Annotated in this window: 24 protein-coding genes; 11 read left to right on the forward strand and 13 right to left on the reverse strand. The window is 42.3% G+C overall.

What is annotated here, in order from left to right; all coding sequences use genetic code 11:
- Positions 1-90 precede the first annotated feature (90 nt).
- The 10 genes from FD38_RS10280 to FD38_RS10325 form a co-directional block, all read right to left on the reverse strand.
- A complete protein-coding gene (locus FD38_RS10280; RefSeq protein WP_057733916.1) occupies positions 91-789 on the reverse strand; it encodes a putative HNHc nuclease in 699 nt (232 codons plus the stop codon).
- Positions 789-1,547: a hypothetical protein gene (locus FD38_RS10285; protein ID WP_057733918.1), complete on the reverse strand. Its 759-nt coding sequence runs from the start codon at positions 1,545-1,547 to the stop codon at positions 789-791. The genes FD38_RS10280 and FD38_RS10285 overlap by 1 nt, the downstream gene beginning before the upstream one ends.
- Before the next feature lie 2 nt (positions 1,548-1,549).
- Positions 1,550-2,005 (reverse strand): hypothetical protein, encoded by a 456-nt coding sequence (locus tag FD38_RS10290; RefSeq protein ID WP_057733920.1) that lies wholly within the window; start codon positions 2,003-2,005, stop codon positions 1,550-1,552.
- Between the two features lie 153 nt (positions 2,006-2,158).
- The gene (locus FD38_RS10295) at positions 2,159-2,980 is read right to left on the reverse strand and encodes an ATP-binding protein (RefSeq protein ID WP_057733922.1); all 822 of its coding nucleotides are present in this window, start codon (positions 2,978-2,980) and stop codon (positions 2,159-2,161) included.
- Complete coding sequence (locus FD38_RS10300; protein WP_057733924.1) at positions 2,964-3,716, reverse strand: conserved phage C-terminal domain-containing protein; 753 nt, start codon at positions 3,714-3,716, stop codon at positions 2,964-2,966. Before FD38_RS10300 ends, FD38_RS10295 begins: the two co-directional genes overlap by 17 nt.
- 12 nt (positions 3,717-3,728) lie before the next feature.
- A complete protein-coding gene (gene ssb / locus FD38_RS10305; protein WP_057733926.1) occupies positions 3,729-4,187 on the reverse strand; it encodes a single-stranded DNA-binding protein in 459 nt (152 codons plus the stop codon).
- Positions 4,180-4,899: an ERF family protein gene (locus tag FD38_RS10310; RefSeq protein ID WP_057733927.1), complete on the reverse strand. Its 720-nt coding sequence runs from the start codon at positions 4,897-4,899 to the stop codon at positions 4,180-4,182. Before FD38_RS10310 ends, ssb begins: the two co-directional genes overlap by 8 nt.
- Positions 4,900-4,904: 5 nt before the next feature.
- Entirely contained in the window at positions 4,905-5,444 is a 540-nt protein-coding gene (locus FD38_RS10315) for a host-nuclease inhibitor Gam family protein (protein WP_057733929.1), read from the reverse strand.
- Entirely contained in the window at positions 5,432-5,641 is a 210-nt protein-coding gene (locus FD38_RS10320; protein WP_057733932.1) for a hypothetical protein, read from the reverse strand. The genes FD38_RS10315 and FD38_RS10320 overlap by 13 nt, the downstream gene beginning before the upstream one ends.
- Before the next feature lie 283 nt (positions 5,642-5,924).
- Positions 5,925-6,197 carry a hypothetical protein gene (locus FD38_RS10325; protein ID WP_057733934.1) on the reverse strand — a complete coding sequence of 91 codons (273 nt, stop codon included), beginning with the start codon at positions 6,195-6,197 and terminating at the stop codon, positions 5,925-5,927.
- Positions 6,198-6,398: 201 nt separating this feature from the next.
- Here FD38_RS10325 and FD38_RS10330 point away from each other — a divergent pair, with 201 nt between their 5' ends.
- A complete protein-coding gene (locus FD38_RS10330; RefSeq protein WP_057733936.1) occupies positions 6,399-6,653 on the forward strand; it encodes a hypothetical protein in 255 nt (84 codons plus the stop codon).
- A 5-nt stretch (positions 6,654-6,658) separates the two neighbouring features.
- Here FD38_RS10330 and FD38_RS12805 read toward each other — a convergent pair whose 3' ends face one another.
- Entirely contained in the window at positions 6,659-6,826 is a 168-nt protein-coding gene (locus tag FD38_RS12805) for a hypothetical protein (protein WP_157058831.1), read from the reverse strand.
- Positions 6,827-6,879: 53 nt separating this feature from the next.
- On the opposite strand from FD38_RS12805, the gene FD38_RS10335 reads away from it, so the two are divergent.
- The gene (locus tag FD38_RS10335) at positions 6,880-7,521 is read left to right on the forward strand and encodes a hypothetical protein (protein ID WP_057733937.1); all 642 of its coding nucleotides are present in this window, start codon (positions 6,880-6,882) and stop codon (positions 7,519-7,521) included.
- Here the strand turns inward: FD38_RS10335 and FD38_RS10340 are convergent.
- Both FD38_RS10340 and FD38_RS10345 read right to left on the reverse strand, forming a co-directional pair.
- Positions 7,518-7,919, reverse strand: coding sequence for a hypothetical protein (locus FD38_RS10340; RefSeq protein WP_057733939.1), 402 nt, complete (start codon positions 7,917-7,919; stop codon positions 7,518-7,520). The genes FD38_RS10335 and FD38_RS10340 overlap by 4 nt on opposite strands.
- Complete coding sequence (locus FD38_RS10345; RefSeq protein ID WP_057733940.1) at positions 7,916-8,710, reverse strand: phage antirepressor; 795 nt, start codon at positions 8,708-8,710, stop codon at positions 7,916-7,918. The genes FD38_RS10340 and FD38_RS10345 overlap by 4 nt, the downstream gene beginning before the upstream one ends.
- Before the next feature lie 463 nt (positions 8,711-9,173).
- Here FD38_RS10345 and FD38_RS10355 point away from each other — a divergent pair, with 463 nt between their 5' ends.
- From FD38_RS10355 to FD38_RS10395, 9 genes are all read left to right on the forward strand, one after another.
- Entirely contained in the window at positions 9,174-9,587 is a 414-nt protein-coding gene (locus FD38_RS10355) for a helix-turn-helix domain-containing protein (protein ID WP_057733945.1), read from the forward strand.
- Between the two features lie 13 nt (positions 9,588-9,600).
- Positions 9,601-10,089 carry an ImmA/IrrE family metallo-endopeptidase gene (locus FD38_RS10360; protein WP_057733947.1) on the forward strand — a complete coding sequence of 163 codons (489 nt, stop codon included), beginning with the start codon at positions 9,601-9,603 and terminating at the stop codon, positions 10,087-10,089.
- Between the two features lie 43 nt (positions 10,090-10,132).
- Positions 10,133-10,315: a hypothetical protein gene (locus FD38_RS10365; protein ID WP_057733949.1), complete on the forward strand. Its 183-nt coding sequence runs from the start codon at positions 10,133-10,135 to the stop codon at positions 10,313-10,315.
- A 2-nt stretch (positions 10,316-10,317) separates the two neighbouring features.
- A complete protein-coding gene (locus tag FD38_RS10370; RefSeq protein ID WP_057733952.1) occupies positions 10,318-10,536 on the forward strand; it encodes a hypothetical protein in 219 nt (72 codons plus the stop codon).
- The gene (locus FD38_RS10375) at positions 10,517-10,702 is read left to right on the forward strand and encodes a hypothetical protein (protein WP_057733954.1); all 186 of its coding nucleotides are present in this window, start codon (positions 10,517-10,519) and stop codon (positions 10,700-10,702) included. Before FD38_RS10370 ends, FD38_RS10375 begins: the two co-directional genes overlap by 20 nt.
- 144 nt (positions 10,703-10,846) lie before the next feature.
- Complete coding sequence (locus tag FD38_RS10380) at positions 10,847-11,629, forward strand: hypothetical protein (protein ID WP_057733956.1); 783 nt, start codon at positions 10,847-10,849, stop codon at positions 11,627-11,629.
- 50 nt (positions 11,630-11,679) lie between these two features.
- Positions 11,680-12,294 (forward strand): hypothetical protein, encoded by a 615-nt coding sequence (locus FD38_RS10385; protein ID WP_057733958.1) that lies wholly within the window; start codon positions 11,680-11,682, stop codon positions 12,292-12,294.
- A 92-nt stretch (positions 12,295-12,386) separates the two neighbouring features.
- Complete coding sequence (locus tag FD38_RS10390; protein ID WP_057733960.1) at positions 12,387-13,502, forward strand: hypothetical protein; 1,116 nt, start codon at positions 12,387-12,389, stop codon at positions 13,500-13,502.
- Positions 13,503-13,944: 442 nt separating this feature from the next.
- On the forward strand, positions 13,945-14,978 hold a 1,034-nt coding region (locus tag FD38_RS10395; RefSeq protein ID WP_057733962.1), incomplete at its 3' end, for a tyrosine-type recombinase/integrase.

Below are 14,978 nucleotides of genomic sequence, written 5' to 3' on the forward strand. Positions count from 1 at the left end.
ACTTGAATCATGTGTTTGATGGGGATTTTGGAGTTTCTGGTGAATAATTCAGGATCTTTTCGATATTGCGCACCTTTCTTATTTTCCATTTCACTCCTCAGTTGAAATAATCGGTTCACCTTGCTCCATGCGCCAGTTACCTAGTTGCAGCATCTCTGCAATTTCTGGTGTGACCCGAACACCCTTTAGTTGGTTCTTCTGCATAAAGGTTTTAATCCCGATACGATGCTGCTCCTGATGGTGATCCCGGCACAGTGCCATGACCGAGTTACCAACGTGAGAAATGTGATTCCGGTTTCGGCCGATGCCGACTGCATGGACATGGGCAATATCTGCCGGTCGACCACAGATCATGCATCGGTGGAATTTCAAGCACTGAATATCCCAGCCATACTGCTCTCGAATAGCATCCACGGTTTGACTTGCAAACGGAATATTGTTCTCGAAACAGAATTCGAGTAAAAACTCAATGAACCGACTAGCAGTTTCAATCGAGCAATCACTTAACGAAAAATTCTCGTACAGGCCCTTGCGTAGCGCATACATTCGCTTCAACTGTCCCTTGGTCAATTCAGGGATGTAGTTCCCACACCAGCGGTCCACCTCGCTAATCATGGCGTAAACCTTACGGCGTTGGTCAGCGGTAATATGACGCCCGTCATCAAATCGAACTTCAACCAGTTGGCCGATGTTCTTTTCGATGAGCCGCCGGTCGGGCGGATCAACATCATTCAAATCGATAATTAGATAGTGGTGAAACAAACGCCTAATCTTACCGAATAGTTGCATTATCCTAATACCACCACGACATCGGAATCTAACTTGCTAAATTTTTCAGCAAAGTAAGCCTTAATATTTTGAATTGCTTCACTCCGCCAAGCCCCGGCATCAGCTTCGAAGAGCGCTCCTTTCATCCCTTCGTGCATCCGGAAAATGAATTGGCTTTGTGGCTGTTCTACTTCGGAGAACGTTCGGTATGGAGCCAGCAATACCGGATTAGGTACCTTAGCCGTCCCAACGCTAGCGGCCCCCGTTGCTACCGTCGCCGTTTGCGTTACACCGTCGTCGGATGCAGTATTCTCAGTTGACTCCTTGTAGGCACTTAAGAAGCGTAGCAAAGTTCCTTTATCATCGTATTCACGGCCTTCAGGTACCGGTAAACTGACAAATTTAGACTGCAACGCCATGTTAAGAGTCTCTCGGTCATACCAACGGTTGAATTCGAAATCATCGTAAATGGTTTCTGCCACCATAAACTGTGCGCGGCGGCCATACTTGTCTAATGCCGACTTAACGACAACACGCTGTGGTCCCTCGACTTGTACTAGTAGCTGCCCACGACTGGTCGCATCTTCCACCTGATTCACAAAATCCGCAACGCTAGAAAGCGAGCTGACAAGAATGGTTCCAGGCATATCATCAGGAACGTATTCTTCAACGTTAGGTCCCACCTTGAAGGTATGGCCCTCACCATCGGTTTTAATCGACTTATCAGCAGCTGCGTTCGCCTGATCAGTTAAAAATTCAAATGCACTTTTTTCCATCATGATTAATTACTCTCCTTCTTTTGTGAATGCTGAAAATCAATGATAGTTGACGCCTTGGCAGTCTGATTCTTGCCTTCGGCTTCCACCTTGTCGATGTCTGTTCCCTTGTCGTCCTTTAGTTTCCCATCATCAGGATCAATATAGGTCTGACCTGGAGTACCACTCTTCAGTTCGTTAGCTTCGATGCGACCTGTTGAGTTTCGACCAACCAGAATAGTGGTCGTTGCAGAGTCCTCGGGAACTAGTGTTGATTTAACCTGGGCATCCAACGTAATTGAATTGCGAGTTTCCGTCGGCGTCATTGATAGCGTGATTGTGACCTTTCGCTTCTTTTTAGCCTCACAATTTGGATTCAAGATATTCTCAAGAACGCCATCCATAACGGTATCCAACTTTTCTTGAATGGCACCATTGGCCATATCGGTCAGGTCAATGTTAACTAGCTTATTCTTACTCATGAACAACATCCTTTCGTTTCATTGCCTCAAACTCAGCTTTTACGCGCTGCTTAAACTTCACGTTGCAATTAGGGCATGGATTGAATTCGACACCGAACGCCGAAACAACTCTGATAACTTGCGTGCCATGACACAATGGGCAACTCTTAGTTTTCAAAATTCAACACTCCTTTGATCAGGCGTTTTATCAGTAAATTTGATAATATGGCCTTTAATTCCGCGATACATTCGAGAAATTAACTTGGGATTATAGATAGCCGTTAGTTCCTTGCTATTTAGATTAGTCGTGATAATCGTCCGGTTGCGCTTATTCAAAACGCCAAACAGAACGTTCTGTGTGAACTCGCTTGCCTCACGACTGTCTCGCTTAAAGCTAGATTCTGAGCCCAAATCATCGATGACCAATAAGTCAACGGTGCCTAGAAGCTCAACCATATTAGCCTCGGTGTACTTTGAATCGGGATAGTTAAAGCTATCTTTAACCAACCGCATCAACTCATTAACACTGACGAATAAACAGGACATTGGCCTTTCGGCATACTCGTTGACCGCTTTGAGCATGGCTAGGGCAAGGTGTGACTTCCCTCGTCCCGGCAACCCAGTAAATAAGGTGTTGAACTGCGTATCAGCTTTCAAATATTGACCTGCAATTGTCCGAGCTAGGTTTTTATTATTTTCAGCTTCCTGTGAGGTCGCTTCAAAGTTTTCAAACGTAGCCGTTTTTAAATTAGGGTCATCGAAGATAGAATCCCTAGACAAAACATCGGTTGTTTTACGCTTCCTCCAGTAGGTCTCAGCGTCTATAACTGTTTTACGCTCGTGAGCCGCAATCCTTTCTTGCTGACATTTCGGGCAAAAGGTAAGCTTACCAGGCAATTTGATCATAAAAACGCCATGCTTGGGACATTTCTGATTCGTCTTCTGAACCTTATCCAGCAAGGGAAACTTCATTTTCCCCTCAGTAATCGATGCCATCGTAGGATCCTCCTCCCTGGCCCCCATTTACCGGCACCTGATTCAAATAGCCCTCAAATTTGCTGGCCCGAAATAACGTTGACGGTTGCAAGTACCGATTCATCTTAGAATCTTTAAGCCACAGTGCGCATTGGTTATCAATAACTAGTCTCATATCCTCAGCCGTAGCCCCCTCCTTGTGGCGGGCCATAATAGTTCGTTTATTAGTTGGGGTATGACGAAAATGTTTGCCAGTTTTCAGATTCAAATAATCAATTATGGATTCCCAGGGAAACTGTTCGGCTTTAGCCGGACTATGGTTCTTGTTAGTCTCTGCTGTAGTCTCTGGTAATCTATTGGTATTGGTCGACCCATTTTGGTCCATTCCATCGACCCATTCTGGGTTACTCGTCGACCCATTTTGGGTCGATGGTCGACCCATACCCAATTTGTCATAATTAATGCGATACCACTTGGTTTTATCGAACCCAGCCTTGTTGTAATTTGCAGTAATCAGATAACCATCTTTTTCTAAACTTGTTATAGCTCGCTTTAACGTATTTAATCCCCAAAAGGGAAATTGCTTATTCCATTCTGGAAAACTGTTATAAATCCACTTTTCACCGTCACGAACGTTGTGTGAGCGTTGAAGCCAGTAATGAAATTGTTGAAGAACAATTGCTTCGTTTAGTCCCACCTTTACAGCCAGAGATGGAAGAACTTGTAAGGGTGGCTCACTAATTAGTAAGCTAGTCACTCAACACACCTCCTAAAACGGCAAGTCATTATCGTTAACATCAATTGAATCGCCGGTGTTGGCAAATGGATCATTCCCCGTTGTTGATTGTCCTGAGGTTGTCGTCGATGATTTGCTGTCGTTCCCATACGTCCCAGTTGAGTTATTCCTGTTCCCACTTTCCAAGAAAGAAAAATTTTCAACAATTACTTCGGTAACGTAAACTCGATTTCCCTGCTGGTTTTCATAGTTACGAGTTTGAATGCGCCCTTCAATGCCGACTAAAGAACCCTTGTGGAAAAAGTTAGCAAAGTTTTCCGCGCTCTTACGCCAGATAACGCACTGCACGAAGTCAGCCTCACGTTCACCCTGCTGATTCTTGAAGCGACGGTCCACTGCCAGATTGAACGTTCCGACTGCATCCCCCGACTGTGTATATCGCAAATCGACATCCCGAGTAAGACGTCCGGTTAATACTACTCGATTAATCATGTTTGCCTCCGTTCAGCTTTTGCTTAACCACAACAGCAATTTCATCCGCTTGTAACGAGCTAAGCTGAGCAATATTGTTTACTTTGAATTGGCCGAGATAATAATTTTGAACACTAGCTAACGGATTACCGGTCGTTTCCGCAACGTTCTTAAACAGTTTCATCAGTTCCGTCCTCTGCGCTGCCGTACTTGGATCGGACTGTGCTTGGGTTCCGGCATTTCTTGATTGATTTTGTCCACGGCCTTGCTGAGTGCCGTTACTTTGTTGCCGCTGACCTCGCGGGTTACTCTGTCTTCTATTCTGCTGATTATTTTGCTGGTGTTGGCTGGCCCGTTCGCCATCGTCATCAATGTCTGATGAGATACCGAATGCCGCTGATAGTGAGTAGCGTCGTGCATAGGTTTCGGCGGAACCAAATTGCTGTGCATCTTGCTTGTTGGCTGGGATGGTCAGCGGAGCAAAGATGATAAATTCGCCGCTACTATGAAGAATAAATGTAGATACGCTCACGGTGCGTTCATTCGACGTGGCCTCTTGACCCCAGCTAAGTCCCTCCGGTAATGCATCGTCAATTGCCTTTTGGACACCTTCCAGATCAACATAGTTTTTCTTGAAAAAAGGATTTTTCGCTTCCTTTTTCGGTTGTTTAACCTTTGTACGGAATTCATGCAGAGCCTTTGCAATTTCTTTGATTGAATCGCTCTTCTCCATTTTTACTAATCCCCCTTTGTCGGCTTAACCACCAGTGACACCGTTGCTTCACGTTCGGTAGCTCCAGCCAGTAATTGTCCGTCGTCGTTAACGTATCGACCGCCTACAAAGTGAAATCGCTTCTTAATGGCCGTTTTGTCAGGTTCCTCTTTGACCCGAATCAAGTCGTCCAATCCTTGTTGCTTTAAACTTTGGACAACGGTGGAATCGGACCAAGTAACCCCAGCCGCTTTCTTGCGCGTTGATACAGTACCAAATGGCGTTTCAATGCGTGCCTTAGGGTCATCTCGGCGTAGTTCAGCAAGGTAGTCACCGAGTAAGTTTTCAAAAAATCCGCGACTCTCTTTATTCAATTCGAGCTTCTTGTCACGCCATTCTTCGATTGAGTTAATTTGTTCCTGAGCTACCCCCTTAACATCGTTATCGGCGGCTACCAAGGCACGGTACTTACGCATAGCCCAGGTTGCTGAACTAAGGTCAGTAATCTTGAAACTAGGCTTGGTATCTTCAACTTGGTCCAAGTCATTTTTCTCTAGTGCATCCATGTAATTTCCCCCTTGGTTTTTAGTTCAAGCTCGTGTTGCTTCAACACGTCTACTTCAGCAAACAGGTTTGCTAAGTCCTTGTGGTTCTTGGGATCTACAGTGATATGACGAAGTGCAAAACCAAGTAATACCTTTTCAAGGCTGAGGATTCCCGCCATTAAAGATTCAAGAAACTTTTTAATCATGGATTTTACCATTGAAGTTTTCTCCGTTTCCGTCTACTATCTGAGTAGACAATTCTTTTGATGAGGCTTGTTGTTAAGCTCGCTGGCGTTGCACCGCCAACGGGCTTTTTCTTTGTGTTGAGCTGTTGGAAACTGGCTCGTTTCAAAGCTTGTACTGTTTGACTAGTGATGCCCGTTACCTCCTTGATAGTGGTCATAAGCCACTCTGAGTACCCTACCTAGTCCAAAGACCAGGCAGAAAATGATTACGGCTGTCAAGATTTAATCACCACACATTCGACGCTGCCCACGACTTTTATTCCATGAGTGATAAGACGGCCTGCTTTAACTCGTTTGGATCGTAGTAATACTTACGTGACCCTGGTAAATGGTGCTCGATTAGCTTTAACTGTGGTTTGTCGCGTAGGTAATCGTTAAAGTACGTTCGCGACATTGATAGCAACTTGTAAGCCTGCTCACGGTCAACTAATAAATACTCACGACTGATTCGTTCTACTAATGGCTCAAGCATCGTTCTCGCTTCAGCACGGGCAATGGTATCGTAGTGATTGACCAAGGCTTCGTCCATGGCGTCACCTCCTTAATCAAATAGGTGCTTACCGTAACGGCCAATCGCCCAGCTAGCGAAACAAAGTACAACGATTCGTGCTGCTAGTAACACACAAATTCCTTCTTTCTAAGTCGACCTCTTCAGGTAGTTTGAAGTTAACTTGCAACTGCGATTCCTCCTTACCTGGTAGTAAAATAAAAACAAAGGTGGTGACAAATTATGAAGCTAAGCACTAATCAGATTAATAAATTAATTTCCGAAGCCGTTTCTGCTTCTGTTGATAAAATTGACACCAATGCAGAAATACAAACTGTCCAAAATTACTTTGATAGAACACGTGGTCTCCAACTTACTTGGGAAAAAGAGTACATTGATAAGACTCTCACCAAGATTCATCAGGATTCCGTAAATGCGTCCTTAACCGCCGTTATTTCATTGTTAAAAGAACTAGGATTAATTGAAATTGAAGATTAAATGTCCTACCATTTTTTCAAGTTTTCAATAATCTCTGAACTATTGAGGCTGATCTCTGCCTTGATAGTTTTTCTTTCAAATAGGACATCTACAAGTTGCTTTACCGTGTTCCATTCGGACTTATTTATTCCATTTAGGCTATCCGCAATTTTCTGAATTCTTTCTGCATTCATTTATTTGCCTTCCTTCCTCGTAGTAGAATAAAAGTGAAAGGTGGTGATTAACCGTGAAACCTAGTGAAAAAGTTCAAAAGTTTATTCTCGATTTTTTGTTCGATCATAATGAAGAAGTCACACTAGAAATTTTTAAGGAATTGCTTTCTACTGCTAAACAGAACGGATACTCTGAGTTAAAGATTGTCAAATGTATCCAACATATGGGAAATGATGCAGATAATTTAGGCCTATTACAAGTAAACCTTCCACTCGATGCGTTTGGTAACGGCACTTTAAATACGTCTTTAGCAGATAGTTGGCTTTCACCAAAAGGAGAAGATTATTTGGACAATCTAAATCATCCAAAAAACAACGATGACCATTCATCACAAACCATCAACATTGGAAACCTTGGGAACGCATCATTTGGTAACAATAATAAAAATTCATTTACCAGCGATAACTCCACTAATATCAACGTGAATGCCGAAGTTGATAAGTTACTTCTGTATAAGGACCAATTAAATTCTTCAAAGGATCAAGATGAGCTTAGTGCTTTTGCCGAAACACTCAGAGAATTGCTTAATCGAGAAGAGGCACCTAAAACCGGAAGTCTATCAAAATTTGGGAACTTTCTAGGCAAAACTTGGAAGACCATCAGTCCTGTTGCCGCGCCACTATTAGTCGAACTTGCAAAGAAAGCATTTTTCTAATTAAGCAATTTCCAACTATTATCGATTTTCGAATAGGTTTTATCCCCTATGAGTCGAACAGCGCTACCATCCTTATAACGAACCGTATACTCCATATCGAGCGAAATAAATTTGATGAAAGCAGGTGAGCCTTCTAAAAGAAGACGATTGTTGTCACATTTAACTTCAATACTGTCAACCTCGGAAAACTCACGTAAAATTTTATGATTGTCATCAGTTTTCATTTCCCCAGAGCAACGTGCGACATATTCCTGGTAGTGGCGTTTGAACTCTTCCTCAGAAACGGGATCACCTTTAAACGCCAGACCGGAAAAGATAGATTTACTTTTGTGATTCTGGGAATCCTTACTTCCCGGAATCACTTTTTTATTGTCTTTACTCAAATGCAAATCACTCATTCCATTCCCTCCAATTCAAGTTGTTCGACTTTAGGCAAGATACCGTGCGCCTTCAAGAAGTCGTACAGGAACTTTGCCCCCTTCTGCGTCCATTTCATCGTGTTAGCAACCTGTCGCTTGTCAACGTGATTGATAAACTCGTACGGCTCAATCTGCGTATAACCCTCGCCCTGGTACTTGGCGTATAACATCCAAACGCCACCTTGACGATATTGAACGCCTAACGCGTACAACATGCGATTGAACTTGATTGTTGAATAGCCGTAATTCTTGGCAATCATTGATGTGGTTTCGAGGCCGGGATTGGACAACATTCTGTCGGTGTAGTCGGCCTTAGGCTGCAGCTTCCGGTTCTCATCGTGTAGCTGCTTAATCCTCGCCTGATCATCCTTGTACCGTTGAAGGACCTGGATCATCATGTCTGGGTTGTTCAGCCACTCTTCAGCAGTCTTGGGAGTTACATACGCTCCGTCTTTCCGAATAGCCGGGAGGACCTCGCTAGTGACCCAGTGTTTAAACCGCTTAGCCGAGGGAAGCTTACTGGTTAGAATCAAGGAATAAACGCCTGATTCAGTGATAGTAACTAATCTTTGGTTACCACCAGGGGTCGCCAGAATGGAGACCCCTTTATCCTCCTCATCAACGTGCTTTCTTACAGCATCCGCCGGTCGTGAATACCCTAGTACCATTGCTACATCACGCCCTACAAAACACGGATTTTCTTCTCCAGAAATCGTTCGTACTTGATTGCCTTCGAAATTGAACGGGATAATCTTCTTCACTTGAACCATCTCCTTAGTTTTCAATTCCTACATAGTCGATAATCATATTCAGGTACTTTCGACCTCTTGGCCCTAATTTTCCGCCTCTTAGAATCTCCCCAACGTATGTCGGAGACTTCTCCAAATATTCGGCCAAGTCACGCTGAGTAGCTGGTCTGATTCCCGCTTTCTTATTGCGAGAAAGCTGAATAGTAATTCGTTCATACACGCTCAGCACATTCGTCATGTTTCTTAACACCTCTCTACCTAATTGGGATAAGTGGATTGACACAAACTACCATAAATAGTAGACTATGGGTATAAATATAAGCCTACAAATAAGCCTTTCGGTTCCTTAATCCTTTTATTCCCAAGGATTATCCGGTGGCGAGTTTTGTTAATCAATTAGCTTACAAAAACAGTCTACTATCTTTTAAGGTAGACGTCAACTATAAAAGATAGATTTTTGTTTTTTGTCAGGAAGGATTCGCATATGACTATTTTCGATCGAGTAAAAGCCCTTGCTGATAAGCAAGGTAAAAGTATCGTCGATGTTGAAGCAGATTTAGGAATGAGTAAAAATTATTTGTATAAGTGGAAAAAGGCCAAGCCAACTGCAGAACGTCTCGAACAGGTAGCGGATTATTTTAATGTATCTACCGATTACATACTTGGTCGTACCCCAACTCCTAGTTTCACAGCTAAAGATGAAATCGACGTTCAGAAGGCTGTAACTAATTTAATTCAAGGTCTATCAAATAAAGATTCTCTCGCCTTTTTAAAGAACAACGGAGAGGAATTAGATGAAGAGGATGCTGAATTACTAAGATCATCACTTGAAAATGTTGCGAGACAATCGCTATTATTATCAAAAAAGCGTTCTCAAAAAAGCAACGATAAAAAGTGAAGTCGGTGATTGAATGCAACGAAAGACAATACGGAAAATAGCCACTAATCTGGTTAAAGAATTTCAAACTAATGATCCAATCGAACTATGCGAGTGCTTGGGTATTCCAGTTCACTACAATGACTTAGGAAAAAACGTCATGGGATATCGAACAAATTTATTTGGTGTATCCTCTATCGTCCTTAACTCGCGTTTATCCTCTACGGAAGCAAAATATACCTGTGGCCATGAACTGGGTCACGACCGCTGTGGGCATGAAGACAACGCGGATTATCTCCGCAAGTCCTCACTCTACTCACGTATTCTTTACGGGACGGAGTATGAGGCCAATTGCTTCATGGTAGAACTTATGCTGGCGGAAAATAGCTTAGATGATTACGTTGACACTAAGGAAGGCGTCCTACAATCCATATCAATTCCGATGTGGGCCGCTCCCTACGTCGATTGGACTTATGTAAAAAAAGAGCTGCTAACCAATCAAATGGCTGGCAGCAATATTTAGAATTCAAAAAGAACATACATTCGGTTGAAAGGTGGAATTTATTATGTATCCAGAATCATCACCCGACAGTGACTACATGACCTACTCAGAATACATGACGCAATTACGGCAAGACCTGGGGGATCCTGACTTCTCAATTCTTGACGGTTGTGCCCCACACAACGAAGAAGAGTATCAAACGATGCTTGCTATTTTTCAGCAAATTACCAAAAAGGAGAATAATTGATCATGCAAATGTACGAAGATAGTTCCTATATGACTGCTAAAGTATTTCTGCAACGGCTTCATTCTGATCTGGGACGAAGCGACTTCCACATCGGCTTTTCTCAAGCCCCAGACAATGAAGATGAATACCTCGAAATTCTAAACTACCTCAAACGAAAGTTTAACGAAATGAAACTTGAACAAAAGATTGGAGATGGCAGTAATGAAAGATCTACGAGATAGTGCCTACATGACATTCTACGAATACCTGGACCGCTTACGTAAAGACCTGAACGAGCCTACTCTAAACGCTATGGAAGGGAAAGCCCCCGATTCTGAAGAAGAATATTTGAATGCTCGGCAGGCACTCAAACAGATATTCGATAAAGTAGATGGTGAGTCCAAGTAATTTCTTCCAATCGGTTATCCAGACTCATCCCCAGGCAGGCTTCTCAGGTCTCAATCCAGAGGGTCATTGCGGCATCTCTCTTTTAGCCGTATTCTATTATTAGATAGAGCATCTAATAATACATATCCTTTAGGAGGAAACATTATGTCTACATTTTTCATCATCATTTTCGAAATAATTGTACGTGTCCTCATTGTTGGAGCGTGTGCTGTAGGAGCTTATTACTTTTTCCGTGTTACGAAAAGCCCACACGTTATCATCGGATCAATAATTGGCGTTGTAGCAGTAGCAGTAGCATTTAATATCTTCATTCCCTCTAGTTACACTCCTGGAAATCGTATAACCTTTACACATCATTTAACATCCCAGCAAGCCGCGGAATCTCGCGCTAAAAGTTCCGATCGTGCTGATGCCGCTTCAATGGAAGCTGAGGCTTCTTCAAAGCGAGCCGAGTCTAAATCTTTAGAAAGGGCCAAAGCATCTTCAAAGCAAGCTGCGGCCCATGCAAAGTCTATCTCCACATCTAAAAAGAACGAAAGTACCGCCGAGTCACTATCTGGCAATAAAGTTAAAGTTGGCGGTATTTCATATGAAAAGGTCTCGATGACTACCTTAACCGACACCCCCGAAGATTATGACGGCTCAAATATCCAGACTCGCGGTACGATTACATTAATTCAACGAGATAAAGATAATTCTAATATGTACTTTGTAGTTATGGTTCCAAAGGACTCTAATACTTCATCTGGCTATGCCGATGGTCACGGAATTGTTGCTCAGATTGATATCGATACCCTTAAGGATAACAGCTTAACTGAAGGAGATGACCTGACCATTAATGGTGGTGCTCTTCAAGATGAAGTTACCGTTAATGGTAAAACTGTAGCGATGTCAGTCATTGTTGACTCTGTTACCGTTCACAACTAGAGCCCTTTAATTAGCGGCATTCTTAGATAACTACTAGGAGATAATTTATAATGAAAATTCGTAATTATTTGTTATTAACAATAGGAACCATAGTCTGCATAATATCAACCTCAACGACCATCGATGCACACGCTGTTACGGATCATTGGAACAAGACTCACTGGGTAACATTAACCAAAGATGTCGACGTTGTAAAAATGAAGAATATAAATCCACTTGCAAAAAGCTATCCTGTTGCTTACTACACGGCAAAGCGTGGTAGTCACTATAAGTTAGACCACTGGGGAACAAACTATAGTTGGGTATTTCAATCCGGCAAATTCAATACTGGCAGAAAATATACATATATGATTGACAAAGCATGGAATAACGAAAATTGGTTTAAGATGGGAATTCACCATGTTTCCAACTATAAATCCTTCCATGGTTATCGTATCGAGGGCCGAAAGAGTCTGTATAACTTCAACACATTCTATGACAAACCAGACCATGCAACCATATCTGATTACCGTCCAACGCAAAAATCTAAAATAATTTTTGAATATGGTAGTCACGTCTACCCTACTAAGCACGAGTGGGACTGGATGCACGGCAAATGGATGACTGGTTACAAGTATAAGAATGGGGCCTGGAAACAGATCAGTAACGATAAAATTCCTGAATAAAAGGCCAAACAAGATGCACCCCCTCCTCGGTAGCATAGAATCGGTTCAACTCCGATTGAGGGAATAATTTAACCACACAAGGAGGAACGTTTATGAATAATGATGTCCTACACATCTCGGACGTTAATGATATTTTAACTTCTCTACCAAAGGTAGATGCCGATACTACTTTTTGGATGATTCGTGCCAACAAAGGTGAATATTATACCGACTTCGTGACAGGTCAATATGTGGGTATAGAATATGACGAAATCAGCCTGAAGGAATCACAAGAAAAAAGTAATGAAGAACTCTCTAAGCTTTTCCATGAACGAAAGCCTACAGATAGTGATGGTCATAAGATTCCAGATGGTACCTACACATCCTGGATTGGCCAATTAAAAAGATTTGGCAATGAGATTCATCCTGGAGATTACGTTTTGGTACCAAGCCCTTCTTCGGAAAGATTTTCTTTAGGAGTAGTCCTTGGAGCTCCTTACGAACTCACTACAGATCAATTAAATGATATAAATTCAGAGCAGGTTGAAGGTCGAAAAAAATCAACATATAGAAAACGCATCAAGATTCAATTTCTAAGAAGTTTTAACCGATCAGAAGCTGACCCCGCACTCTACAAAATGATTTACACCCAAACTACCGTTAGCAAAATTAATAAGTACGCACCTTATATTCTTCGAGCTGTTTTTGACGCATACGTTTCAGGAGGAAAAGTCTATCTCACCTTTCCCGTTACTCAAAAGGAAGATATTAAAGCACGGCCATATACTTCCTTTACGTATCATCTAACCGAATCCTATGTCGCCTTAGATTCTAATTCAGACCCAATAATCAAAAATAACGTTCAGTCAGCCGGTGTTGTACAGCTCATACTTGACTTATCTCCATATGCAGGGCTCTTTGGTCTAATTTGGGTTCTTATTAAGGCTAAAACTGGCTTTCAAATTAATGTCGATATACCTAAGGGTAAATTTAAACTAATTAAGGAAGATAAAGGGATTGTGGCTGAAAGAATAAAGGACGCACAATCCAAACGTGCCATTGCAGAACAAAAGGCTGAAGACAAGCATCTTGAACGCCTAATAAAAGTGATAGATATGGCCAACAAGGCTGAAATCCCTATGGATTCTATCCAAGCAGATGTACCTTCAGAATTAAAAGAGGCCGTAAAAAAAGCTGATAACCCTGATGACGAAGATGATCAGGAATAACAGCTTTTAAGCATAATAAATTTTAAAGGTTCGATGAACTAATAATACATCTATTATTATCGCAACAATCAATAGCGTTATAGAGCTAGGACTGGTTTTTATCAAACGGCTTAAAAAATAGAGTGCATAATAAAATGGGGTTAAAAATATCAGAATAAGGCTCGAATATGCCACAATTACATCAATTCTTTTTTTCATTTTATCACCTACCCTCTAATTCATACTCTATGTCAGTCTAACATATCTTGTCAACTCAGTTCGCCAACTCCGCTCATAAAAAAAGTGCATCCCCCTACCCGCCAAGATAATGGGACGCACTAACACAATGATCCAAGGGATAAGTACACCCTTTTTACATATTTAATTCTAACCGAAAGGAGGCGATGTCACAAGTTTCTCTAAAACATTGACGCTGCCCACGCAATGAAAAGGAGAAATTAAAATGAAACTAATCAAATCAAAAAAGTATGCCAACGTCTTTCTTTATGAGACAACTAAAGGGACTCTATATGCCTTCAGATATACGTTCTATGACTCCTTTGGAAAACGCCATGAGAAGCAACAGCGAGGATTTTTAACAGAGTCAGCAGCACATGCCGCTGAACTAAAGGCCGAATTACTAATTGCTGAAAACGAATCAGCTCAGTTGATTGATTCTAACATGACCATTCAGCAATGGGCCCAAGCCTATGTGGAAGCAAACAAACCTCAGTGGCGCGCCGGTTATCGTAAGAGCTTTGAGCACACCGTGAAGGCTTACATCAATCCCCTAATTGGAAAGTGCCGGCTGAACAGTCTAACTCGCATGAAGTATCAACACGATTTTATCCAACCGCAACTAGAAACACTCAGTCCAACCACTGTTAAGAATCACCATCGCATCGTGTCCGTCCTGATGAACGCGGCGGTTGCCAACGACGTTTTGGTAAAAAACCGTTTGTATGGCATAAAGATTCCTGCATCCCCTCGCCGGAATGCTTTTAGTAAAAAGGACCTGGCGCAATTCAATAAAGTATTGGCTAACCGACCACTCGATCAACAGGCCATGTTCGAGACTCTCGAATTAACTGGTATGCGTAAAGGCGAGCTAATGGCTCTGACCTGGGCTGATATCAACTTCAAGGGACTCACTATCAGCATCACTAAATCCCGAAGCCAATACGAACTTGGCCCAACAAAAACCATTGCAAGCACTCGGACTATTGCAATTCCGCAGGGATTAGCGGATACTTTAAAGTCGTATCGCATCAAAACTCTCGGCCGAGGGTTTGCCAAGGACAAATATCTCTTTCTCAACCAGAAAGGCCAACCGGCTTCACCAACTATGGTCAACATCTACTTTAGAGAGATCACCAAGCTGGCCGGTATCAAAGACCATAAATATGTGGTTCACTCTCTACGTCATACTCACGCCACCTTACTTTTTCTACGTCTTGTCAATGGAAATGTTGTTAAATCAACGATTCATGATAAGAA

The sequence above is a fragment of the Levilactobacillus zymae DSM 19395 genome (assembly GCF_001434115.1).
GTDB classification, from domain to species: domain Bacteria; phylum Bacillota; class Bacilli; order Lactobacillales; family Lactobacillaceae; genus Levilactobacillus; species Levilactobacillus zymae.